The organism is Ramlibacter sp., from assembly GCF_036383835.1.
Classification (GTDB): Bacteria; Pseudomonadota; Gammaproteobacteria; order Burkholderiales; family Burkholderiaceae_C; genus Ramlibacter.
Map to the genome: position 1 here is coordinate 63,570 of NZ_DASVNN010000131.1, position 23,290 is coordinate 86,859.

Annotated in this window: 22 protein-coding genes and 2 tRNA genes; 17 read left to right on the plus strand and 7 right to left on the minus strand. The window is 69.8% G+C overall.

The window, feature by feature from the left end; translation table 11 throughout:
• Positions 1 to 3 precede the first annotated feature (3 nt).
• The 4 genes from VF522_RS20790 (at position 4) to VF522_RS20805 (ending at position 6,808) form a co-directional block, all read left to right on the plus strand.
• Positions 4 to 981 (plus strand): tripartite tricarboxylate transporter substrate binding protein, encoded by a 978-nt coding sequence (locus VF522_RS20790; protein ID WP_330910221.1) that lies wholly within the window; start codon positions 4 to 6, stop codon positions 979 to 981.
• 2 nt (positions 982 to 983) lie between these two features.
• The gene (locus VF522_RS20795) at positions 984 to 3,074 is read left to right on the plus strand and encodes an acetate--CoA ligase family protein (protein ID WP_330910222.1); all 2,091 of its coding nucleotides are present in this window, start codon (positions 984 to 986) and stop codon (positions 3,072 to 3,074) included.
• On the plus strand, positions 3,071 to 4,444 hold the full coding sequence (locus tag VF522_RS20800) for an MmgE/PrpD family protein (protein WP_330910223.1): 1,374 nt from the start codon (positions 3,071 to 3,073) through the stop codon (positions 4,442 to 4,444). The genes VF522_RS20795 and VF522_RS20800 overlap by 4 nt, the downstream gene beginning before the upstream one ends.
• 138 nt (positions 4,445 to 4,582) lie before the next feature.
• On the plus strand, positions 4,583 to 6,808 hold the full coding sequence (locus VF522_RS20805; RefSeq protein WP_330910224.1) for a 3-hydroxyacyl-CoA dehydrogenase NAD-binding domain-containing protein: 2,226 nt from the start codon (positions 4,583 to 4,585) through the stop codon (positions 6,806 to 6,808).
• A gap of 43 nt (positions 6,809 to 6,851) precedes the next feature.
• Here VF522_RS20805 and VF522_RS20810 read toward each other — a convergent pair whose 3' ends face one another.
• Entirely contained in the window at positions 6,852 to 7,772 is a 921-nt protein-coding gene (locus tag VF522_RS20810; protein WP_330910225.1) for a LysR family transcriptional regulator, read from the minus strand.
• A gap of 111 nt (positions 7,773 to 7,883) precedes the next feature.
• Here VF522_RS20810 and VF522_RS20815 point away from each other — a divergent pair, with 111 nt between their 5' ends.
• Genes VF522_RS20815 through VF522_RS20870 form a run of 12 tightly spaced genes read left to right on the plus strand, consistent with a single transcriptional unit; the run spans position 7,884 to position 18,090 of the window.
• Entirely contained in the window at positions 7,884 to 8,969 is a 1,086-nt protein-coding gene (locus VF522_RS20815) for an LLM class flavin-dependent oxidoreductase (RefSeq protein WP_330910226.1), read from the plus strand.
• Positions 8,966 to 10,168, plus strand: a complete 1,203-nt coding sequence (locus VF522_RS20820; RefSeq protein WP_330910227.1) for a CoA transferase — start codon at positions 8,966 to 8,968, stop codon at positions 10,166 to 10,168. Before VF522_RS20815 ends, VF522_RS20820 begins: the two co-directional genes overlap by 4 nt.
• The gene (locus VF522_RS20825) at positions 10,168 to 10,968 is read left to right on the plus strand and encodes an enoyl-CoA hydratase/isomerase family protein (protein ID WP_330910228.1); all 801 of its coding nucleotides are present in this window, start codon (positions 10,168 to 10,170) and stop codon (positions 10,966 to 10,968) included. The genes VF522_RS20820 and VF522_RS20825 overlap by 1 nt, the downstream gene beginning before the upstream one ends.
• A complete protein-coding gene (locus VF522_RS20830) occupies positions 10,950 to 11,483 on the plus strand; it encodes a flavin reductase family protein (RefSeq protein WP_330910229.1) in 534 nt (177 codons plus the stop codon). Before VF522_RS20825 ends, VF522_RS20830 begins: the two co-directional genes overlap by 19 nt.
• A complete protein-coding gene (locus tag VF522_RS20835) occupies positions 11,476 to 12,414 on the plus strand; it encodes an SDR family NAD(P)-dependent oxidoreductase (RefSeq protein WP_330910230.1) in 939 nt (312 codons plus the stop codon). The genes VF522_RS20830 and VF522_RS20835 overlap by 8 nt, the downstream gene beginning before the upstream one ends.
• 13 nt (positions 12,415 to 12,427) lie before the next feature.
• Positions 12,428 to 13,303 (plus strand): MaoC/PaaZ C-terminal domain-containing protein, encoded by an 876-nt coding sequence (locus VF522_RS20840; RefSeq protein ID WP_330910231.1) that lies wholly within the window; start codon positions 12,428 to 12,430, stop codon positions 13,301 to 13,303.
• 2 nt (positions 13,304 to 13,305) lie between these two features.
• A complete protein-coding gene (locus VF522_RS20845) occupies positions 13,306 to 13,674 on the plus strand; it encodes a VOC family protein (RefSeq protein ID WP_330910232.1) in 369 nt (122 codons plus the stop codon).
• A 14-nt stretch (positions 13,675 to 13,688) separates the two neighbouring features.
• The gene (locus VF522_RS20850) at positions 13,689 to 14,675 is read left to right on the plus strand and encodes a flavin reductase (protein ID WP_330910233.1); all 987 of its coding nucleotides are present in this window, start codon (positions 13,689 to 13,691) and stop codon (positions 14,673 to 14,675) included.
• Between the two features lie 46 nt (positions 14,676 to 14,721).
• Complete coding sequence (locus VF522_RS20855) at positions 14,722 to 15,696, plus strand: tripartite tricarboxylate transporter substrate binding protein (RefSeq protein ID WP_330910234.1); 975 nt, start codon at positions 14,722 to 14,724, stop codon at positions 15,694 to 15,696.
• Positions 15,693 to 16,514 (plus strand): aspartate/glutamate racemase family protein, encoded by an 822-nt coding sequence (locus VF522_RS20860; protein WP_330910235.1) that lies wholly within the window; start codon positions 15,693 to 15,695, stop codon positions 16,512 to 16,514. Before VF522_RS20855 ends, VF522_RS20860 begins: the two co-directional genes overlap by 4 nt.
• The gene (locus tag VF522_RS20865; protein ID WP_330910236.1) at positions 16,511 to 17,680 is read left to right on the plus strand and encodes a thiolase domain-containing protein; all 1,170 of its coding nucleotides are present in this window, start codon (positions 16,511 to 16,513) and stop codon (positions 17,678 to 17,680) included. Before VF522_RS20860 ends, VF522_RS20865 begins: the two co-directional genes overlap by 4 nt.
• 2 nt (positions 17,681 to 17,682) lie before the next feature.
• The gene (locus VF522_RS20870) at positions 17,683 to 18,090 is read left to right on the plus strand and encodes a Zn-ribbon domain-containing OB-fold protein (RefSeq protein ID WP_330910237.1); all 408 of its coding nucleotides are present in this window, start codon (positions 17,683 to 17,685) and stop codon (positions 18,088 to 18,090) included.
• 49 nt (positions 18,091 to 18,139) lie between these two features.
• Here VF522_RS20870 and VF522_RS20875 read toward each other — a convergent pair.
• The 6 genes from VF522_RS20875 to VF522_RS20900 all read right to left on the minus strand — a co-directional run bounded on the left by VF522_RS20875 (position 18,140) and on the right by VF522_RS20900 (position 22,306).
• Positions 18,140 to 18,215: transfer RNA gene (locus VF522_RS20875), tRNA-Lys, on the minus strand.
• 16 nt (positions 18,216 to 18,231) lie between these two features.
• A tRNA-Ala gene (locus tag VF522_RS20880) sits at positions 18,232 to 18,307 on the minus strand.
• 55 nt (positions 18,308 to 18,362) lie between these two features.
• On the minus strand, positions 18,363 to 19,232 hold the full coding sequence (locus tag VF522_RS20885; RefSeq protein ID WP_330910238.1) for an NAD(P)-dependent oxidoreductase: 870 nt from the start codon (positions 19,230 to 19,232) through the stop codon (positions 18,363 to 18,365).
• Positions 19,233 to 19,294: 62 nt separating this feature from the next.
• Entirely contained in the window at positions 19,295 to 20,653 is a 1,359-nt protein-coding gene (locus VF522_RS20890; RefSeq protein ID WP_330910239.1) for an NAD(P)H-dependent oxidoreductase, read from the minus strand.
• Between the two features lie 85 nt (positions 20,654 to 20,738).
• On the minus strand, positions 20,739 to 21,620 hold the full coding sequence (locus VF522_RS20895) for a phytanoyl-CoA dioxygenase family protein (RefSeq protein WP_330910240.1): 882 nt from the start codon (positions 21,618 to 21,620) through the stop codon (positions 20,739 to 20,741).
• Positions 21,617 to 22,306, minus strand: a complete 690-nt coding sequence (locus tag VF522_RS20900) for a GntR family transcriptional regulator (RefSeq protein WP_330910241.1) — start codon at positions 22,304 to 22,306, stop codon at positions 21,617 to 21,619. The genes VF522_RS20895 and VF522_RS20900 overlap by 4 nt, the downstream gene beginning before the upstream one ends.
• Positions 22,307 to 22,412: 106 nt before the next feature.
• Here VF522_RS20900 and VF522_RS20905 point away from each other — a divergent pair, with 106 nt between their 5' ends.
• Positions 22,413 to 23,264, plus strand: a complete 852-nt coding sequence (locus tag VF522_RS20905; protein WP_330910242.1) for an alpha/beta hydrolase — start codon at positions 22,413 to 22,415, stop codon at positions 23,262 to 23,264.
• The last annotated feature ends 26 nt before the right edge of the window (positions 23,265 to 23,290 follow it).

The following is a 23,290-nucleotide window of genomic DNA, read 5'->3' on the forward strand; positions in this document are numbered from 1 at the left end:
GTGATGCTGAAGATTTTCGCCGCGGCCCTGGTGGCAGCCTCGATGGGCATGGGCGTTCCCGCCGCCGCCCAGGAACCCACCGCCAGCTATCCCTCCAAGCCGGTCCGGTTGATCGTGGGCTACCAGGCCGGCGGTCCGACGGACCTCACGGCGCGCCTGCTCGCGACCAAGCTGCAGGCGGCCTTCGGCCAGCCCTTCGTCGTGGAGAACAAGCCCGGCGCGGGATCCAACATCGCGTCCGAGTTCGTCGCGAATGCGGCGCCGGACGGCTATACCCTGCTGATCGCAGCGGCGCCGATCACGATGGCGGGGTTCATGTACAAGAACCTCAAGTGGAACGTGCAGGACAGCTTCGAGCCGGTGTCGCTGCTGATGTCCGCGCCCGCCGTGCTCGCGGTCGCCAACAACGTGCCGGCCAAGACGCTTCCCGAACTGCTCGACCTGGCGAGGAAGCAGCCAGGCAAGCTGTCGTTCGGCTCCACCGGCAACGGCGGAACGCAGCATCTCGCCGGTGAGATGCTCAAGAACCGCGCGGGCATCGACATCCTCCACATCCCCTACAAGGGTGCGGCCGGAGCGATGCAGGACCTCCTTTCGGGCCAGGTGACGATGGCGTTCATGACTTCGGTCTCGGCCGTGCCGCTGCTGAAGGAGGGCAAGGCCCGTCCCATCGCCGTGGCGGCCGAGAAGCGCCTGCCGCAACTTCCCCAGGTTCCCACGATGGCCGAAGCAGGCGTTCCCGGGTTCGTGGTCGACTCCTGGAACGGCATGCTCGCTCCCAAGGGGACGTCCCCCGCGATCATCGCCAGGCTTCACGCCGAAGTGGCCAAGGCCATGGCGGCACCCGACGTCCGCGAGAAGCTCGAGGCGCAGGGCGCGGTCGTCGTGGGAGGCCGGCCCGCCGAATTCAGGACGTACATCCGCGAGGAAGTCAGCCACTGGGACAAGCTCCTCAAGACGATGCACATCAAACTGGACTGATCATGGATATCTCTCACGCGTCCGCCGCGCTGGCGCACGCCCTGCTGGCCCCTCGCAGCATCGCCCTGGTCGGCGCCTCCGACGACGCGGGCAAGACGGCCGGCCGGCCGCTCAGGTTCCTGCGCGAAGCGGGCTTCCAGGGCAAGGTCTACCCGATCAACCCGAACCGCTCCACGGTGCAGGGAGAACAGGCGTATCCCGGCCTCTCCGCCCTGCCGGAAGTCCCGGAACACGTCTTCGTGCTGACGCCGACCGAAGGCGTGCTGGACTGCCTGCGCGAGAGCGCCGCGCTCGGCGTCAAGGTCGCGACCGTGCTGGCCAGCGGATTCTCCGAGTCGGGTGCCGAAGGCGCGCAGCGCGAGGCAGCATTGCGCGACCTCGCCCGATCCACGGGCCTCCGGATCCTGGGGCCCAGCAGCCTCGGCGTGGTCAACACGCACAACAAGCTCGTGCTCACCGCCAATGCGGCCTTCGCCGAGCCCGACCTGCCCTCGGGCAAGGTGTTCGTCGCTTCGCAGAGCGGCAGCATGATCGGCGCGCTGGTGTCGAGAGGCAAGGCGCGCGGCATCGGCTTCGCCGGGCTGGTGTCGGTCGGCGGCGAAGTGGACCTGAGCGTGGGAGAGATCTGCGCCGCCACGCTGGATGATCCGGCCATCGAGGGCTACCTGCTGTTCCTGGAAAGCCTGGGCCACGGCGAGGAACTCCGCGCGTTTGCCGCCGAAGCGGCCAGGCGCGGCAAGCCGGTGATCGCGTACAAGCTCGGACGCTCCGAGGCTGCAGCGGAAATGGCCGCCACGCACACCGGCGCGCTCGCGGGCGAGGACGACGTCGCCGACGCCTTCTTCAAGGACATGGGCATCGCACGCGTGGGCGTGCTGGATGCGCTGCTGGAGACCTTCCCGCTGGCGCGCCGGGTGGAACTGGGCAAGACCGGTCCGGGCCACCGCCGCGTCGGCGTCGTGACCACCACCGGCGGCGGCGCCGCCATGGCGGTGGACCAGTTGGGCATCCGCGGCATCGCCGTGCAGCCGGCTTCGCCGGAAACGGTGGCGCGGCTGTCCGCTGCAGGCCTCCCCGGCACGGCGGGACGCGTGGTCGACCTCACGCTCGCGGGCACCCGCTACGACGTCATGAAGAAGGCGCTGGAGATCCTGCTGGAAGCGCCGGAATTCGACCTGGTGCTCGCGGTCGTGGGATCGTCGGCGCGCCTGTATCCGCAACTGGCGGTCAAGCCCATCATCGACAGTGCCGGCGCAGGCAAGCCGCTCGCGGCCATGCTGGTGCCCGAGGCGCCCGAGGCGCTGCGCCAGTTGACCGAAGCCGGCGTGCCCTGCTTCCGGTCGCCGGAAGCCTGCGCCGATGCGATCGCTGCCGTGTTCTCCCGTCGTGTGCCCAGGCAAGGGGCCTTGCCGGCCGTGCCGGCGGGAGCCGCGACGCGCACGCTGAGCGAAGCGCAGGCGTACGGCGTCCTCGAACAGCTCGGCGTGCCGCATGCCCCGGCGGCGATGGCTTCCCTGGCCGGTGGCGCGCCGGAGTTGCCGTTCCCGTTCCCGGTGGTCGCGAAGGTGTGCTCCGAGCACATCCCGCACAAGACGGAAGTGGGCGGCGTGGTGCTGAACATCGCGAACCGCGGCGAACTGGAACAGGCGCTCGCCACCTTGCGCGGCAACCTGCGCGAGCGCGCGCCGGGCGTGCCCTGCGACCAGGTGCTGGTGCAACCCATGCAGCGCGGGCTGGGCGAGGTGCTGGTGGGCTACCGCGTCGACCCGCAGGCCGGCCCCATCGTCATGCTGGCGGCGGGCGGCATCTGGGCCGAGGTGGCGCGGGACCGCAGCATCCGGCTCGCACCGGTGGATGTGGACACCGCGCGCGAAATGATCGCCGAGGTGCAATCGCTCAAGCCGCTCACGGGCCTGCGCGGAAAGCGCAAGGGCGACCTGGAAGCGCTTGCCAAGGCGGTGTCCTCCCTGTCCCAGCTCGCGGTGCTGCCGGACCTGCGCATCCGGGAGGCCGAAGTGAACCCGATGATGGTCCTCGCCGAAGGCGAAGGGGTCCTCGCCGTCGACGCACTGATCCTGAAATCCGGCGAATGAAGGAAGCCGCCATGCTGATGCAGAAGATTGCCGCCTACGTGGCGGCCCAGCGGACCGCGCCTATCGCGGACGACGTCCGCCACCACGTGCGCCGCGCCGTCCTCGACTGGACCGCGGCGCTGCTGGCCGGCGCGCAGCAGCCTCCCGCCACGCTGATGCGAGCCGCCTTCGCGGACGAGCTCGGCCGCGGCCCCGCCGTCCTGCATTTCGACGGCACGCGCGCTCCGGCGCGGCTGGCGGCATTCATCAACGGAACGGCGTCGCACATCGCGGAGTTCGACGACATCTTCCGTGACGCGATCTACCACCCCGGTTGCCCGGTGATCGCGTCGGCGCTGGCGGCGGTGCAGTCTGTCGGCGGCGACGGCGAACTGCTCGTGCGCGCCGTGCTGGCGGGCTACGAGGTTTCCACGCGCGCCGGCGCGGCGGTCGCGCCAGCGCACTATCGCTTCTGGCACCCCACCGGGACGGTCGGAACGCTCGGCGCCGCCGCAGCGTGCAGCGTGGCCCTGGGGCTGGATGCGGAGCAATCCGCGCATGCCATCGCGACGTCGGCGACCTTCGCGGCCGCCCTGCAGCAGGCCTTCCGTTCGGATGCCATGAGCAAGCCACTGCACGCGGGAAGGGCCGCGGAGGGCGGCCTCACGGCGGCCATGATGGCGCGCCAGGGCGTGACGGGCGCCCTCGACATCCTGGAGGGAGAGGCCGGCTTCGGCGCCGCCATGTCCGACCATCCCGACTGGAACGCGGCGTTCTCCGATCTCGGGTCGCACCACAACGTGATGCACATCACCTTCAAGAACCACGGCGGCTGCGGCCACACCTTCCCCGCCATCGATGCCGTGCTGGCGCTGTGCCGCGAGCACGGGCTCACCGAGAAGGACATCGCCAGCATCCGCATCGAGGGCTATCGCGTGTCGCTCGACGTGACCGGCCGCAAGACGGCCACGACGCCGTTCGAGGCGAAGTTCTGCCTGCGTTACGGCGTGGCCAACGCCGTCCTGTATGGGCGGGTCCGCACGCAGGCGTTCCAGCCCGAATGGGTGACGAAGCCGGAAATCGCATCGCTCATGGAGCGCATCGACCTGGTGGAGGATCCGGAGCTGACGAAGCGCTTTCCGCGCCAGCGCTCCGCGCGCGCCATCATCACCACGCGCAAGGGCGAACGGCTGGAGCACCTGCAGATGCACCGCCGCGGCGATCCCGAGGAACCGCTCTCGGACGCGGAGCTGGACGACAAGTTCATGGAACTCTCCGCACCGGTGATCGGCGAGCAGGCCGCCAAGTACACCCTGCAGCAGGTCCACCGGCTCGATGCGCTGACGCCCACCCAGCTGCTGGAGCTCGGAGTCGTGCGTGGCCGTCCATGAACCGCTGCTGGCGCTGCTCGACGAGAGCCTCGCGCGCGGGCACTGGCGCGTGGCGTGCCGCCGCTACCTGATGCTGGAGGCCTGCCGCACGGACATGCCGCGCAGCGTGCGCCTGCAGTGCGAACGCCTCCTGCTGCGGTGCTCGGACCGCGAGCTGCGGCGCATGCAGGTCGATGCCTCGCGCTGGGCACGCATGTCTGCCCCCGCGCGTGCGGAAGCCGGGGCATGGGTGGCCGCGTCGTGCTTGCCGCCGGCCGTGCCACCACCTGCGCCAGTCGCGGCGATCCGGACGCAGTGGCAATGCCGATGAACGATCGAGTCCGACTGGAACGCGACGGCGACGTGATGGTCATCGTCGTCGACAACCCCCCGATCAACGCCGGCTCGCTAGCCGTGCGGCATGGCCTGCTCGCCGCCATCCAGGCGCTGGCGTCCGATCCAGCCTTGCAGGCCGGCGTGATCATCGGCGCGGGCAGCACCTTCATCGCCGGGTCCGACCTGCGCGAATTCGGCCAGCCGCTGGAGGAACCGCAGCTTCCTGCCGTCATCGCCGCCGTGGAAGCCTGCGGCAAGCCCGTCGTCGCCGCGCTGCACGGCGCGGCGCTGGGCGGTGGCTTCGAACTCGCGCTGGGCTGCGACGCGCGCATCGCGAGCACCGGCACCGTTGTCGGCCTGCCCGAGGTCACGCTGGGATTCATCCCCGGCGCGGGCGGCACGCAACGCTTGCCCCGCCTCGTCGGAGTTTCGCGCGCCATCCGCATGATCTGCTCGGGAGCGCGGGTTGCCAGCGAGGCCGCCGCTGCGTTGCAACTGGTGGACGCGGTGGTCGGCGGCGACCTGCGCGCGGCCGCCGTGGCGCATGCGAGATCACTGCGCGGCACGAAATCGCCGGTGCGTGCGCGCACCGTGCCACCCTGCGGCGAGGCCGAAGTCGAGAAGGCCGCTGCGGATGCGCGCAAGGCCGGCAAGAACCGCCCGGCCGTCGTGGCGGCCATCGAGGCCGTGAAGGAAGCCGCAACGCTTCCTTTCGAGGAGGCCTTGCGGCGCGAGCGCGCGGTCTTCCAGGAGATGCGCCTGTCGCGCGAAGCGCGTGCGCTTCGGCATCAGTTTTTCGCCGAGCGCGACGCTGCCCGGCATCCGGCAATCACGGGCATGGCCCCGTGTCCCGTGGACGGCGTCGCCGTCATCGGGGCGGGGACCATGGGGACCGGGATTGCGATCGCCGCGCTCGACGCCGGCCTCGCCGTCACCCTCCTGGAGCAGGACGAGGCGGCCCTTCTGCGCGGCGTGAAGCGCATCCAGGACCACTACGGCGAGCGGGTGGTGGCCGGAAAAATGGCACAGGCCACGGCCGCCGCTTGCCAGGCGCGGCTGCAGGCGACCTTGGACTGGGCCGCGCTCGGGCAAGCCGACCTGGTGATCGAAGCGGTTTTCGAAGACCTGGCGGTGAAGCAGCAGGTGTTCCGCCGCATCGACGCGTCGGCACGGCCGGGTGCCGTGCTGGCCACCAACACTTCCTACCTGGACGTCGATGCGATCGCCAGCGCGACCGGCCGGCCGCAGGACGTCGTCGGCCTCCATTTCTTCAGCCCCGCCAACGTCATGCGGCTGCTGGAGGTGGTCCGCGGCGAACGCACCGCACCGGAGGTGCTCGCCACGGGGCTCGCTCTCGCGAAGAGGCTGCGCAAGCTGCCGGTGGTGACCGGCAACGCATTCGGCTTCGTCGGCAACCGCATCTTTTCGGCCTACCGCCGCCAGTGCGAATTCATGCTGGAGGAAGGCGCATGGCCCGAACAGGTGGATGCCGCGATCGAAGCCTTCGGCTTCGCCATGGGGCCATTCGCCGTTGCGGACTTGTCGGGGCTGGACATCGCGTGGCGCATGCGCCAGGCCCAGGCGGCCACGCGGGATCCGGCCGCGCGCTACGTTCGCATTCCGGACCTGCTGTGCGAAGCGGGCCGGCTCGGTCGCAAGGCCGGAGCCGGGTACTACCTCCACGAAGGTGCGGCAGGCAAGGGCAGGCAGCCCGATGCGCGTGTGCACGAGATCGTCTCCGCGGCGCGCGCCGCCAAGGGGATCCGGGCGCGCGAGCTCGCAGCCGACGAGATCCAGCGACGGGCGCTGCTGGCGATGGTGAACGAAGCCGCCCTGCTGCTCGCCGAGGGCGTGGCGGCGCGGGCGTCGGACGTCGACGTGGTGCTGGTCAACGGCTACGGCTTCCCGCGCTGGGAAGGCGGGCCGGTGTTCTGGGCCCGGGAGCGGGGCGAAGAGGCGTTGCAGGCAGACCTGGATCGGCTCGCCGAAGCGAGCGGGCCGGGCTTCGTCCGCGGCGATGTCCGCTACGTGCTGGCGGACCAGGCCTGAACCGCGCCCACGACTCCACGTGGCCCCTTCCCGAGCCGCGGGTTCAGGAGTCCCGCAACTCTCCGGAGGCGGCCAGGGCCCCGGCGAGGAAGTCGACGAACACGCGCACTCGCTTGGGCAGCATCTGCGTGTGCCGGAAGAGGGCATAGACGCCGTTGTCGAAGCTGGAGCCTGACAGGCGGTACTCCGGCAGCAGGCGCACGAGCCTGCCTGCCTGGATGTCCTCGCGCACCGACCAGTCGGCGAGCAGCGCCAGTCCCAGCCCGGAGAGCGCGGCTCGCCGCAGCACTTCGCCGTTGTTGGAGTGCAGCGTGCCGGTGATGTGGAGTTCGTGCACCTGGTCCCCCTGAAGGTAGCGCCAGGACGTGGGCTCCTGGGCCTTCCGGTAGGTCAGGCAGTTGTGGCCCTGCAGCAGGTCCTCGGGCGTCTTCACGGGGGGATGGGAGGCTACGTACTCCGGCGACGTCACCAGCACGCGTTCGCCGGCCGCGAGCTTGCGCATCACGTACGACGAGTCCTCCAGCTTGCCGATGCGGATGTCGATGTCGTAGTTCTGCTCCACGAGGTTCACCGTGCCTTCGGACAGGTGCAGGTCCACCGTGAGGTCGGGGTAGCGCGCCGAAAACTCGCGCAGCAGCGGTGCGATGAGCTGGATGCCCACCAGTGTGCGCGAGTGCACGCGCAGCCGGCCTTCCGGCGCCTGCCTGGCGTGGCGCACCGCGTTCTCGGCCTGCGCCATGTCTTCCAGGATGGACTCGGCGCGCCTCAGGAAGATCTGTCCGGCCTCGGTTGCTTCCAGGCTGCGGCTGGTGCGATCCAGCAGCTGCACGCCCAGCTCTTCTTCCAGCGAGGTGATGCGGCGCGAGATGGTCGCGGCCGACAGCCCCAGGCTGCGGCCCGCGGCGGAGAGGCTGCCGGTCTGCAGCGTGATGACGAAGATGCGGACGGTGTCCAGGGCCTTCATTGCAGTTTTCGCAAGGCTGGTGTTCGGCTCCTGGCCGTATCGCGAAGGCGGGTCGCTCCCTAGACTCGCGGCGTGCGTTCGAACAGATCGCTGCACCCACAAGGAATCGACATGGACTTCGGAATCTTCATCCTGATGCAACAGCGGAATCAGGAAAAATCCTCGTACCAAATCATACAAGAGGCCGTCGAGCAGACCCGCGTGGCGGACGAACTCGGTTTCGGCGCGGCCTGGTACGCGGAGCACCATTTCTCCAACTACGGCCTGTGCCCCTCGCCGCTGATGATGGCCGCCCACTGTGCCGGCGTGACCAAGCGCATCCGCCTGGGTTCCGGCGTCGTCATCGCACCGCTGTACACGCCCGCGCGCCTGATCTCGGAAGTGGCGATGGCCGATGTGCTGTCCAACGGCCGCCTGAACCTGGGCATCGGGGGCGGCTACCAGCAGTTCGAATTCGAGCGCTTCGGCATCACGCTGGAGAATGCCAAGGACAAGGCGCTGGAGATGCTGGACATGATCGAGCTGGGCCTGACGCAGGACAAGTTCAGCTACGACGGAAAGTTCTACCAGCAGCCCACCACCGCCATCAGCACGCGTCCCGTGCAGTCGCCGATGCCGCCCGTGTGGATCGCGAGCGGCGACCCGATGCTGATGCGCCGCGCCATCCGCAACGACTACCACGTGTTCATCTCCGGCCAGCTCGGCGGCAGCAAGCGCCTGGGCGGCTTCCGCGAGTCCATCGACCAGCTGGCGGTCAGCGAGGGCAAGGACCCGTCCAAGGTGAAGGTCGGCCTGCTGCGCTTCGCGTATGCCAGCGACGACAAGGCGGAAGTGGAACGCTACGTGGACTGCGCCCGCTACCAGCAGCGCATCGCCGTGAGCCTGAAGACGCGCCGCGAATCGGTCTCGGACGACTACATGGTGCGCGAGCAGCCCTTCGACGAGGAACTGCCCTTCGAGAAGATGCTGAAGAACCTGCCGGTGGGCCCGGTGGACACGGTGATCGAACGCCTGCTGGCCGACATCCGTGCGGCGCGGCCGGTGCACGTCGCCCTGCAGACGCAGATCGGCGACTTCGACCACCGCACGATGCTCAAGCAGCTGGAGCTGTGGGCCAAGGTGATCATCCCCGCGGTGCAGCAGGAGCTCGCCCGCGACAAGGCCGCCGAAGCGCAACCCGTCGCCCTCGCCGCATGAACACCGCCGCTGCGAAACGCCCCCTGGAGGGCATCCGCGTGATCGACCTGAGCCGCGTCCTCGCGGGGCCCCTGTGCGGCCAGATGCTGGCCGACATGGGCGCGGAAGTGATCAAGGTGGAGGCGCCCGGCGGCGACGAGAACCGCCAGTGGGGCCCCATGAACCCGGCGGGCCACAGCTGCAATTTCATGAGCGTCAACCGCGGCAAGCGCGGCATCACGCTGAACCTCAAGACGGAAGGCGGCCGCGCCGTGCTGGACCAGCTGCTGGCCAAGGCGGACGTGCTGCTGCACAGCTTCCTTCCGGGCACCGCGCGGGCCCTGGGCATCGAGGAGGACGTGCTGCGCGAACGCCATCCGCATCTGGTGGTGGCCGGAATTTCCGCCTTCGGCGCGAGCGGCGAGCTGGCCGACCGGCCCGGCTACGACGCGCTGCTGCAGGCCTTCTCCGGAATCATGTCCATCACGGGCGAGCGCGACGGCGCGCCGGTGCGCTCGGGCGTGTCCTTCGTCGACATGGCGACCGGCGTGATGGCCTATTGCGGCGTGCTCACCGCCCTGATGGGGCGGCACCGGTCGCGCCAGGGCGACCTGGTGCATGTCTCGCTGCTGGAAACGGCGGTGTCCCTGCTGGGCTACCACGGCGTGGGCTGGATGGAAGCGGGCGTGCTGCCCAAGCGCGAAGGCTCGGGCCTGGGGCACCTGATCCCCTACCAGTGCTTCCGCTGCCGGGATGGCGAGGTGCTCACGGGCGCGCTCAACGACCACACCTGGGTCAAGCTGTGCCGCGCCGTCGAGCGGCCGGATCTCGAGCGGGATCCCGGACTGGCCACGAACGCCGGCCGCGTGGCCCGCCGTGCCGAAGTCGTCGGCGAGTTCGAGAAGATCTTCGCGTCGGGCACGGTGGCCTACTGGCTCGACCGCCTCGAGGCGGGCGGCGTGCCCATCGCGCCGCTGCACACGATCGACCAGGCGCTGTCGCATCCGCAGAGCGTGGCGAACGGCATGGTGGTGGAAGTGGAAGGTCCGGAAGGCAAGCCGCTGAAGCTGCTGGGTTCGCCCTTCAAGGTGGGCAAGGGGCCGAACCATGCGCCGCGCCGCCCTCCGCTGCTGGGCGAGCATTCGGAGGACGTGCTGCGCGAGCTGCTCGCCATGGACGCCGCGCAGGTGAACGCCCTGCGGGCGCAGGGAGCCATCTGATGGCGCGGGTCCGCGTCGATCGCGATGCACGCGGCGTCGTCACTTGCTGGCTGGACAACGCCGAACGTCGCAACGCGCTCACCGACGGGATGCTCGCCATGCTGGCCGGCGTGGTGGAGGATGCGACCGCGCGCGCGGTGATCCTGCGCGGAGCCAACGGCACCTTCTGCTCCGGCCGGGACCTGCGCGAGCTGGATGCGTCGGGCGTCGATTCGGACGCGGCGCTCGCGTCGCGGATCGAGCCCGTGCAGCGGCTCGCGGCCGCGGTGCGCGGCTGCAAGGTGCCGACCGTCGCCGTGGTCCAGGGCAAGGCCGCGGGGCTGGGCGTGGCGCTGGCTTCGTGGTGCGACTTCGTGCTGGCCGAAACGGAAGCGTCGTTCGCCATCCCCGAGGCGCGGGCCGGCGTGGCACCGTCCTTCACCGCGGTGTCGCTGGTGCGCGCCATCGGCCGGGCCGCTGCGCTGGACCTGTGCCTGAGCGGCCGCGCCGCAGGGGCGGTGGAGGCCGCTTCCTTCGGCCTGGTGCAGCGCGTGATCGCACCGGGCCGGCTGGACGAGGAGGTGCGCGCGCTGGCCGACAGCCTCTGCAACGGCAGCCCGCAGGCGCTGGCCGCGTGCAAGTCGCTGCTGGCCGCCACGGCCGCATCGACTCTCGACGATGCGATCGCCCAGGCGGCGGCCGCGGCGGTGATCTCGATGCGCAGTTCCGATGCGGCCGAAGGCATGCGGGCCTTCCGCGACAAGCGTCCGCCGCGTTGGGCCGCGGCGCAGGAGTCCAGGACGTGGCCGGCGCACGCGTGATCGAGGCGCCGCCCGCGTCGCGAGGCATGACGAGCCGGCTGCTGGCCGAGCGTGATGCGGACGGTGCGCGCTGGCTGCAGCACTTCGTCGCGCAGGCCGCGCGGCACGCGACCGTGGTCACGGCGCAAGCACCGGAGGGCCGTCTCGCCGCGGTGCGTTGCGGGGAACCGCGGGTGTTGTCCGGGCAGCAGCTGCTGGTCGGCTGGACGCTGCAAGCGGGCGGCGATGGCGCAGAGGTGTTCGAGCAGGCGACGCACGTCGCCCTCAATCTCGTGAGCGAGCGCGCGGAGTGGCTGCGCGGCCTGGGCGAAGCGGGGCACGAGAAGTTCGCCCGCATCGCCTTCGAGTTCGGAAAGGGCGGGGCGCCGTTGCCGGAGTGCGCGGTCGCCACGCTGGAATGCGTGATGCACGCGCCGGAGCGGCGCGGCGGGCACGCCATGTTCATCGGCCGGGCGCTGAAGGTGCGCAGCACCACGGCGCCGGCCCCGTATCAAGGAGAAATCGACCATGTCTGAAATTTCGACGACCGGCCGCGACATGCGCGGCAAGGTGGCGATCGTCACCGGCGCGGGCCGGGGGATCGGCCGCGAGATCGCGCTGCTGCTCGCCGCGCGCGGCGCCAGCGTGGTGGTGAACGACGTGGGCGTGTCGCTCGACGGCCGCGGCGAGGACAACGCGCCGGCACAGACCGTCGTGCGCGAGATCGAGCAGGCTGGCGGCCGCGCGGTGGGCAGCAATGCCAGCGTCTCGGCCTGGGCGTCGGCGCGCGGCATCGTGCAGCAGGCGCTGGACAGCTTCGGCCGCATCGACTACGTCGTGAACAACGCAGGCATCCTGCGCGACAAGATCTTCCACCAGATGGATCCCGCCGACTTCGAGGCGGTGATCGGGGTGCACCTCATGGGCACCTTCTACGTGAGCCGTGCGGCGGCGGAGCACTTCCGCAAGCAGGAAAGCGGCGCCTTCGTGCACATGACGTCGACCTCGGGCCTCATCGGCAGCATCGGCCAGGCCAACTACGCCGCGGCCAAGATGGGGATCGTGGGCCTGTCCCGGTCGCTGGCGCTGGAGATGCAGCGCTTCAACGTGCGCTCCAACTGCATCGCGCCGAGCGCCTTCAGCCGCATGATCGAGTCGATCCCCGGCGCCACGCCGGAGGAACAGGCCCGCAACCTGGAGCTGCGCCGCGCGCGCACCCGCCCCGAGCAGATCGCCCCCATCGCCGGCTACCTCCTCAGCGATGCGGCGAGCCACATCTCCGGCCAGATCGTCGGCGTGCGCGGCAACGAGCTGTACCTGTACAGCCAGCCGCGGCCGGTGCGCATCCTGCAGAACAGCGAGGGCTGGACGGAGGAGCGCCTGCGCGACCAGGTGGGCGAGGGCTGGAAGAAGTCCTTCGTCCCGCTGGAGCGCACCCGCGACGTGTTCCCGTGGCAGGCGCAGTGAGGAGGCCGGCGGCGTGATCGATCGCGAACAACTCCTCGCCTGGCCTTTCGAGGAGGTCGTCCAGCAGTACACGGCGCGCGACGCCATGCTGTACGCGCTGAGCCTGGGCTTCGGCGACGAGCCGCTCGATGCGGTGCACCTGAGGCACGTGCTGGAGGACCGCCTGCGCGTCTTCCCCACCATGGCCCTGGTGCTCGCGCATCCGGGACCGTGGACCGCGAACCCGGCGACGGGCATAGACCGCAAGCGCGTGGTGCACGGCGAGCAGAGCCTGGTGATCCACAAGCCGCTTCCCCTGAGCGGCACGGTGCGTTCGCGCAACCGCGTCGTCGCCGTCCTGGACAAGGGCGTGGACAAGGGCGCGGCGATCCGGACCGAGCGCCAGCTGCACGATGCGGTGACGGGCGAACTGCTGGCGAGCATCGCGGGCACCACCTTTTGCCGCGGCGATGGCGGGTTCGAGGCAAGGGGCGGCCAGTCTGCCGCGCCTGCGCCTGCGGCGACACCGCCGCGGCCCGAGCGCGCGCCCGATGCGGTCGCTTCGCTGCCGACGCGCACCCAGGCGGCCCTGCTGTATCGCCTGAACGGCGACTACAACCCGCTCCACGCCGACCCCGCAGCCGCGCGTGCGGCGGGCTTCGAACGGCCCATCTCGCATGGCCTGCTGTCGTTCGGACTCTGCGCCCGAATGATCGAAGAGAGCTTCCCGGGCTGGCACCTCACGGCCATCGACGCCCGCTTCGCCAAGCCCATGTTCCCGGGCGAAACGCTGGTCACCGAGTTGTGGCGCGACGGCGAAGACACGCTGTGGTTTCGGGCGCTTTGCAAGGAGCGCAACGTGGAAGTCCTGTCCAACGGCCGTGCCCGCCTGGTGCGGGAGAGGGAGTGAAGATGAGCAGCAAGGCCAAACGCCTGCAGAACGTTTACCTGGTGGCGCGCGACGTCGCCGCGCAATCGGCCTTCTACGAGCGCGTGCTGGGCCTGCCGGCGAAATTCCGCGACGGCACGCGCTGGGCGCAGTACGACGCCGGTGGCCCGGGCTTCGCCATCGCCTGCGCCGAGGAAGCTCGGCCTGCCGAGAACGGCGCGGTGCTGGTGTTCGAGGTCGACGACTTCGAGGGTGTCGAGGAATCCGTCGTCGCGGCGGGTGGCCGTGTCGAGGCGCGTCGCGACATGGGCAGCCACGGCTCCGTGCTGTCCCTCAGCGACCCGGAAGGCAACATCGTGCAGATGTTCCGCCGCGCCCCCAAGCCGCAGTAAAACCGGAGAGGTTCATGGAACAAGCCATCGCAGAGCAGCCGCAAGCCGCGGCGTTCGATCCCAGGGAATTCCGGCGCGCGCTGGGGACCTTCCCCACCGGCGTGGCGATCATCACCACGCGCGGGCCCGACGGCCGGCCGGTGGGGCTGACCTGCAACTCCTTCTCCTCGGTGTCGCTGGACCCGCCTCTGGTGCTGTGGAGCCTGCGCACGTCGAGCAAGTCGCTCGCCGCCTTCCGCGCGGCCTCGTGCTTTGCCATCAACGTGCTGGCGGAAGACCAGGGCAAGCTGTCGGCGCGCTTCGCGAGCGGCACGGTCGACGACAAGTTCGAGGGCGTCGCGCACAGCGAGGGCTTGCTGGGCGTGCCGCTGATCGAGGACTGCCTGGCGCGCTTCCACTGCAGCACCTTCTCCGAGCACGAGGCGGGCGACCATGTCGTGTTCATCGGGCGGGTCGAGCGCTTCGATCACGGACGCCAGGAAGATCCGCTGGTGTTCTACAAGGGCGCCTACATGATGCTCGCGCAGTCGCTGCGTGAACTGGCGGCGCAGGGCCGCGTGTCCACCGAGGCGCTGCTGGAATCTCGCGCCGGCATCTACGGCCTGCTCGTGCGCATGGCCTGCGAGCACGGAAGCGAGGAGGACTTCGCCGCTCTGGAGAATCATCTCGCCGGCATGGATGCGCACATTGCCCGCGGCGACATGGCCGCGCGGGCGCTGGCCGCACTGGACTTCTTCAAGCTGATCACGCGCGCCGCCCACAACGACGTGCTGGCCATGGTGGCCCAGACCCTCGCCACGCTCATGCACCACTGCGTCACCGCCCGGGCGGAGAAGATGCCCTGGACCGCCATGCACCAGCCGGAGCTCACGCCCCTGCGCCATCGCATCGTGCAGGACCTGCGTGCGCGCGACGCCGAAGACGCCGCGGCTGCCATGCGCCGCTACTTCGAGTGCGTGCAGCAGTTCCGGCCCGAGGTGCGGGGCGAGACGCACGCCTAGGGATTTTTCGACCGTCCTTCATCCTCAAAAGACATTGGAGACAAACATGAAAGCAGCCCACCTGTCCACCTGCCTCTTCACGGCGGCACTCGTCCTGGCGGGGCCGTCGCAAGCGCAGACGGCCGTGACCTTCACCAAGCCGATCACGCTCGTGATTCCCTTCGCTCCGGGCGGGTCCACCGACCCGGTGGGCCGCATCATCGCGCCGCGCCTGTCCAAGGAACTCGGCCAGCCCGTGGTCGTGGAGAACAAGCCCGGGGCTGCCGGCGCACTCGGCTCGGCGGTGGTCGCCCGCGCCGCGCCGGATGGCCACACGATCCTGCTCAACACCGGCGTCGTCGCCGTGCACCCGAGCACGCAGAAGGCCCCGGGCTATGACGTCCGCACCGACCTCGTCCCCGTCACGCAGATGGTCGCGGGCCCGTACACGCTGGCGATCAATCCGAACCTCCCGGTCCAGACGGTCTCCCAACTGATCGCGTACGGCAAGTCGCATCCCGGCAAGCTGTTCTACGGCACGCCCGGCACGGGCTCCTCCGTCCACTTGTTGACCGAGCTGTTCAACGAGACGGCCGGCATGAAGATGACCTCCGTGCCGTACAAGGGCAATGGCCCGGCGGTGACGGCGCTGATCGGGGGCGAGATCCAGGTCCTCTTCGACACCATCCCGGGTTCCAGGGCGATGCGCGACGCCGGCAAGGTCCGCGTGCTGGCCATCACCAGCCCGCGCCGCAGCAAGCTGATGCCGGACGTGCCGACCCTCGCCGAAGCGGGGATCAAAGGCCTGGAAGCGGAGACCTGGGCTGGCATCTTCCTGCCGAAGGGCACGAAGCCCGAGATCGTGGAGCGGTACCACCAGGCGCTGTCCAACGTCCTGAAGGACGAGGAGATCCGGGCGCGCTTCGCCGAGATCGGCTACGAGGTCATCGCCAGCACGCCGGAACAATTCCGCAAGCTGATCGACACGGAGCTGGTGCAGTGGGCCGCCGTTTCGAAGACGGCAAAAATCACTCCCGAATGAAGCCGGCGATGGCGCAAGCGCCCATGCGGCTGCTGTGGCAAAGCAGCACGCCGATCACGCGGTACCCGGCCTACAACGCGGCCATCGTCGCGCACGCGGCCCGGGTGCTCGGACCCGGCGTGGAGGTCGTGGTCGGCGGCACGGTCCGTCCCACCTACGGCACCTACACCCGGGCCAACTTCTTCCTCAAGAGCCGCGACATCCTGGACTCGGTCATGGCCGCGGCCCGCGACGGCGTGGACGGGGTGGCGATCGGCTGCTTCCTCGATCCGCTCCTGCACGAACTGCGCGAGTTCCTCGACATCCCCGTGCTGGGCATCGCCGAGACGGGCATGCACACCGCGTGCCTGCTGGGCCGGCGCTTCGCCGTCCTGTCCCACGTCGAAGCGCTGAACGTGAAGGTGTACGAAGGCCTCGTGCGGCAGTACGGGCTGGAAAGCCGTTGCGCCGGGATGGCGGCCGTCGACCTGTCGATGGACCGGCTGGAGACCGCCATGCAGCAGGATCCCGAACCGGCCTTGCGGCTGATCCGTGAAACGGCGGCACGGCTCGTTGCCGGCGGCGCCGAGGTCATCGTTCCCGGCTGCGGATTGCTGAACCTCTTCTGCGTCCGCAACGGCCTGTCGCAGGTCGAAGGCGCCACGGTGCTGGACGTGACCGGCGCGCTGCTGAAGGCGACCGAAAGCATGGTGGTCCTGCGCCGCGTTTCCGGCACCGCCGTGAGCCGCGCCGGCTACTACGCCGGACCGCAGCCCGCCGACCGGGACAGGACCCTGGCGGCGTTCGCGGGCGACTCCGCCCGCAAGGACACGAGATGACGATCAAGGGCAGGGCTTACATCGCCGGCGCGTTCGAGCACCCCACCCGCCACGCGCCCGACAAGTCGGTGGCGCAACTGCATGCGGAATGCGCACGCGGCGCGCTGGCCGACGCGGGGCTGGGCAAGGACGACGTGGACGGCTACTTCTGCGCCGGCGACGCGCCCGGGCTGGGCCCGCTGGGCATGGTCGACTACCTGAACCTGCGCGTGCGGCACGTCGACTCCACCGACACGGGCGGCAGTTCCTACCTGGTGCACGTCGCCCATGCGGCGCAGGCGATCGCGGCGGGCAAGTGCAACGTGGCGCTCGTCACGCTGGCCGGCAAGCCACGCAGCGAGGGCATGGCCACCGGCACGGCGCCGCGACCGGGCAACGCGCAGCAGCCGGACCTGCAGTGGGAGCTGCCTTACGCGCCCACCACCGCGAACCTGTACGCCATGGCCGCGATGCGGCACATGCACGAATTCGGCACCACCAGCGAACAGCTTGCCTGGATCAAGGTCGCGGCCTCGCGGCACGCGCAGCACAACCCGCATGCGATGCTGCGCGAGGTCGTCACGGTCGGGGACGTTCTGGAGTCGCCCCTGGTGGCCGATCCGCTGCACCGGCTCGACTGCTGCGTCATCAGCGACGGCGGCGGCGCCCTCGTCGTCGTGCGTCCGGAAATCGCGCGCAGCCTGAACCGGCCGCACGTGCGCTTGCTCGGCGCGGGCGAGGCGGTCAAGGGCACCCTCGGCGGCGACGTGGACCTCACCTACACCGCCGCGGCGCGCTCCGGGCCGATCGCCTTCGCCGAAGCGGGCGTGACGCCCGCCGACATCCAGTACGCGTCCATCTACGACAGCTTCACCATCACCGTGCTGATGCAGCTGGAGGACCTGGGCTTCTGCGCCAAGGGCCAGGGCGGCGCTTTCGTGAGCGACGGCAACCTGATCTCCGGGGTAGGGCGCCTGCCGTTCAACACCGATGGCGGCGGCCTCTGCAACAACCACCCGGCCAACCGCGGCGGCATGACCAAGGTGATCGAGGCCGTGCGCCAGCTGCGCGGCGAGGCGCATCCGGCCGTGCAGGTCCCGGGCTGCACGCTGGCCCTGGCGCAAGGCACGGGGGGCTCGATCGGCACCCGCCACGGCAGCGCGACCCTGATCCTCGAACGGGAGTGAGCATGACGGTTCCGATCGAAACCTCCGCGCGGGAGATCGCTGCGATCACGCGCCATCCGGAAACGGGCGCCTTCCAGGAGGCCGCGGCGGGCGGCCGCCTCGTCGTGCCGCAATGCAATGCGTGCGGCAGCAGCCACTGGTATCCGCGTCCCTTCTGTCCTCACTGCTTCGCAGACGCCGTCGAATGGAAGGAAGCCAGCGGCCGGGGCACCGTGTACTCCTACACCGTCATGCGCCGCGCCAAGCCCGTGTACGTGATCGCGTACGTGCGCCTGGCCGAGGGCGCGACGCTGATGACCAACATCGTGGACTGCCCGCCCGGCGACGTGCGCATCGGCATGGAGGTCGAGGTGGTGTTCCACGAGGCGCCCGGAGGGGTGCTGGTGCCGATGTTCCGGGCGGCGCGCTGACGCAATGAAAACGGCGCACTAAGGGCGCCGTTTTCATTCGTGTCCGGAGTGGTGGGTCCTGTAGGATTCGAACCTACGACCTACGGATTAAGAGTCCGCTGCTCTACCAACTGAGCTAAGAACCCACTTCGAAAAGAGTTGTGGTGGAGAGGAGGAGGATCGAACTCCCGACCTTCGCATTGCGAACGCGACGCTCTCCCAGCTGAGCTACCCCCCCACAACAGGCCGCTATTGTAGCAAAGCCGCGCAGGGCTTTCCCACAACAGGGGGAACTATCGGAGTCCGTTGCGCGCCGCGAGTTCCACGAACAGGCCGGAATGGTCCAGGTCGACGAGGCCGTGCTCCGCCGCATCGGCGTAAAGCCGCTCGAACAGCGCTGTGATCGGGGCGTCGAAGCCCACTTCCTCCGCCGTCGCCAGCGCGTTGCGCATGTCCTTGAGCTGCACCGCGATCTTGGCGCGCGGCGCGAAGTCGCGCTCCACCATGCGCTGGCCGTGCAGCTGCAGGATGCGGCTGTCGGCGAAGCCGCCGGTGATGGCCTCGCGCACCTTGGCCATGTCGGCGCCGCCCTTGGCGCACAGCAGCAGCGCCTCGGCCACCGCGCCGATCGTGATGCCCACGATCATCTGGTTCGCGAGCTTGGCGAGTTCGCCGGCGCCGCAGGGGCCGACGTGGGTGGCGCGGCCGAAGACCTGGAATACCGGCTGCGCGCGCTCGAAGTCCTCGGGCTTGCCGCCCGCCATGATCGCCAGCGTGCCGTTCTCCGCGCCCACCGTGCCGCCGGACACCGGCGCGTCCACGTGCGCGATGCCGCGCTCGGCCAGCCGCGCGGCGTGGTCGCGCGCTTCCTTGGGCTGGATCGAAGCCATGTCGATGAAAAGGGTGCCGCGGCGCATTGCGTCGGCCGTGCCCTGCGCGAACAGGACGTCGCTCACCACCGGCCCGTTTTCCAGCATGCAGACCACGATCTCGGCCTCGCGCACCGCGTCGGCGGCGCGCTCGTGGATGCGCGCACCGTGCGGCGCAAGGCGTTCGGCTTTTTCGCGGCTGCGGTTCCAGGCGTGCACGGTGTGGCCCGCCTCGCACAGGCGGCGCGCCATCGGGAATCCCATGAGGCCGGTGCCGAGGACGGCGATCTGCATGCTGGCTCCTTGCAAAAAGAATCGGGCCGCCCATCATGGGCGGCCCGTGGAGTTTGCGCCTGTCAGGCGGCTTTCAGGACGCGCGGCGCGAACTGCGTTTCCAGCTCGCGCCGGATCCTGTAGGCGTGCGTGGTGGTGTCCATCGCGACGTCGCTCCAGCTCAGGCTCTGGCCCTTCTTCACCGGGCGCACGACCTTGATGTCGTGCGCGAGGCCCAGCGGCAGTCCGCCCTGGCGCATCGAGGTCTCGGCCGGCGTGAGCTTGCCCCACACCGTGTAGCCGCCTTCGCCGTCGAGGATCTCGCCGGGCTGCAGGTCGCGCTTGGCGGTGGCGACCACGTCGGCGTTCCAGCAGGTGGCGGCGCCGGTCGGCTCGCCGCGCAGCGCGACGCTCGCCACGGACATACCCACTTCCAGTCCGATCAGGTGCCAGCGCTTGTACAGCGTGAAGTAGCGGCCGCTGGGATCGGTGTGCGCCTTGTATTCCTCGAAGCAGTTCTTGATGTACTCAGTTTCCGCTTCGACCGTCACCCAGACGCCCATGCGGATCTCGTACGGGATCTCGCGGCCGTCGGCTTCGAGCGAGGAGATCACTTCCACCATGCCCTTGCGTTCCAGCACGCCGCCCTCGCTGCGCGGACGGGTGACGAAGGGGATGTCGGCGATGCTGGCCGGCGGATAGAGCAGGCCGTTGCTCGGCACCGTGAGCCCGGTGGCGTTGGCGACCGCCGTGCTCTCGATCGAGGGCTTGGAGCCGTCGAGGAAGCTGTTGAACATCTTCGGGTTCAGGCCGCCGCGTTTCGCCTGTTCGGGCGTGAGGCCCCAGTTGTTCCACACCGTGTCGGGCGTGGATTCGCTGAAGTGCGGCAGCCACTTGTGGCCGCGGCCGGCGGCCACCACCGGGAAGCCGCAGGTGCGCGCCCAGTCGACGAGGTCGCAGATCAGCGCCGGCTGGTCGCCGAAGGCGAGCGAATAGATCACGCCGGCCTCCGCCGCGCGCTGGGCGAGCAGGGGGCCGCAGAAGGCATCGGCTTCCACGGTGACGTTCACCACGTGCTTGCGGTTGGCGAAGGCTTCCAGGCAGTGGTCCACCGCGGCGATCGGATGCCCGGTGCACTCGACCACCACGTCGATCGCGGGATGGCGCACCAGCGCCTGCCAGTCGTCGCCGATGTGGGTGGCGCCGGTCTTGATCGCGTCCTCGATGGACGAAGCGCGGGTGCGCTCGACTTCCCAGCCCACGCGCGCCAGGTTGGTCCGCGCGTTGTCGGGCGAGAGGTCGGCGATCGCCACCAGGTGCACGCCGGTCGTGCGCGGCACCTGCGCCAGGTACATGGAGCCGAACTTGCCGGCGCCGATCAGGCCGATGCGGACGGGCTTGCCTTCGGCGGCGCGTTGTTGGAGTTTTGCGTAGAGACTCATATGAATTGTCATTGCGGGCTTGACCCGCAATCCAGGATGTTGGTGGGGCGGAGCATGGGTCCCGGGTCAAGCCCGGGACGACAAGTTACGCGGCTTTCTTCAGTTGGTCGATCGGGTCGGACGAGGTCACCAGCGCGCTGGCCGGCATGCCATTCTTCCACGGCAGGTCCACCGGGTAGTCCTTCAGCAGGCAGTCGTCCGGCAGTGTCTGGATGGGCGCGAAGTCTCGGTGCGCGATGTATTCGGGGCGCTTGAAGCGGCGGATGTGGTTCGATACCGCGCACAGGCTGAGATACACGCTGACGCGGTTCCAGGGCGACAGGTTGCTGGAGGACGCATGCACCAGGCAGCTGTGGAACAGGATCATCGAGCCGGCCGGGCCCTTGGGGCTGACGATGCCGCCATCCTTGCCGCCGGCGCGGTCCACCAGCTTGCCGATCAGGTCGTTGTCGACGGTCCACAGCGGATAGCTGGTGGTCGTGAGGTCGTGCTTCGCCTCCACCACGCCCTTCTTGTGGCTGCCCGGGATGAACATCAGCGGGCCGTTGTACTCGTTGACGTCGTCCAGGAAGATCGCGACGTTCATCGCGCGCTCGGTGGGCATCAGGTCGTCGTTGAGCCAGGTGCCGTAGTCCTGGTGCCACTGCCAGACGTCGCCCTCGAAGGCCATCTTGCCGTTGATCTTGAACTGGTGCATGTAGACCTCCTCGTCGAAGAGCTCCATCACCGGTCCCACCATGCGCGGATGCCGCGCCAGCCTGGCGAAGGGTTCGCTGACCATGTGCGCGGCGAAGTTGGTGCGCACGGCATCGCTGCCTTTCTCGCGCACGTTGTAGGCCTCGCGCCGCGCGTACAGCTCCGGCACGGCCTGGTTGAGGGTCCTGGTCTCCTGCGGCGTGAACAGGCCGGGGAAGAACAGGTAGCCTTCGCGGTCGAACTGTTCGAGCTGCTCTTTCGTCAATCTCACGGTTGTCTCCTGGGGTCGCTGGCGGGGTTGAGGACGAGCGCCAGGCGCTCGGCGAGGTTGTCGCTCGCGTGGGCGCTGTGCTCCTCGATCAGGCGGGCGGCGGTGTCGCCGTCGCCGGCGGCGATCGCGCGGGCGATCGCCTCGTGTTCTTCCCAGACGGCTTCGCGCTGCCCGAGCTGCTGCAGCACCGCGCCCATCACGCGGCGCAGGTGGCGCCAGTGCAGCTGCGCGCTCTGCTCGATCAGGGGGTTGCCGGCCGCTTCGTAGAGCGCGGCGTGGAAGGCGAGGTCGGCATCGATCATGGCCTTCACGTTGTCGCCGCGCACGGCGCGCCGTCCTTGCTCGAGGATCGCCGGGTCCATGCGGAAGCGGCGGCGCGCGGCGAGGCGGGCGGCCAGCCCGTCGAGGGCGCCGCGCACCTGGTAGACGTTGCGGATCCACCCGGGGTCCAGGGCCGCCACCTGCAGGCCGCGGCCGGGCGCGTCCTGCACGAAACCATCCTTCTTGAGGAGGCGCAGTGCCTGCAGCACCGGCTGGCGCGACACTGCCAGTTGCTGCGCGATGTCTTCCTGCGTGATACGTTGCCCGGGCGCGAGCGAGCCGTCACTGATCGCGTCGCTCAGGGTGCGGTAGACGCGGTCCACCAGGTCCGGAGCGGCTTCGAGCTGCAGGAGTTGCGCGGGCATGGACGGTATTCTGTATACCGAATACAACCGCGTCAACGCCAAAAACCTCACTGGCGATCCTGACAAGTTGTGTCAAGATGTTGCAAACGAGTGAGGGGTAGCAGTTATGGAATCCCGAGACGGCGCTTGGCACGACCGCATGTACAACAACCGCGAGCGGGTGCCTTTGTTCGCCCAGCACCTGGCGCGGTGGGCCACGGAGTCCGACAAGGCGCGGGCCGTGGGGCCCTGCGAGCTGGACGTGGCCTATGGGCCGGGCGAAGGCGAGACGCTGGACGTGTTTCCCGCGCCGCACGCCGACGCGCCGGTGCTCGTGTTCGTCCACGGCGGCTACTGGCGCTCCCTGGACAAGAAGGACCATTCCTTCGTCGGGCCCGCCTTCACGCGCGACGGCGCCTGCGTGGTGATCCCGAACTACGCGCTCTGCCCCGCCGTCACCGTGCCGCACATCGTGCTGCAGGTGGCGCGGTCCATCGCCTGGACCTGGCACAACATCGGCCGCTACGGTGGCGACCGCCGCCGCATCGTGGTGGCCGGCCATTCCGCCGGCGGCCATCTCGCCGCCATGGCGCTGGCTTGCCTCTGGCAGCAGCTCGATCCGGCGCTGCCGCGCGACGCGGTGCGCAGCGCGCTCGCGATCTCGGGCCTGCACGACCTCGACGCGATCATGCGCACGCCCTTCCTGCAGGCCGACCTGCATCTGACGCCGGACCAGGTGGCGCAGGCGAGTCCGGCGCGCCTGCCCGCGCCGCGGCAGGGCACGCTCTACACGGTGGCCGGTGGCGACGAGAGCGAGGAATACCACCGGCAGAACCGGTTGATCCAGGACGCCTGGGGCGCACGCCGGGTGCCGGTGTGCGAGCTGCTGCCGGGGCTGAATCACTTCAGCGTGCTGGAGGCGCTGGTGGAGCCGAGCCACCGGCTGCACCAGTTGGCGGTGGACCTGCTGCGCGCGTAGCGCGCGGCGTCGGGGTTCGGCCTGCG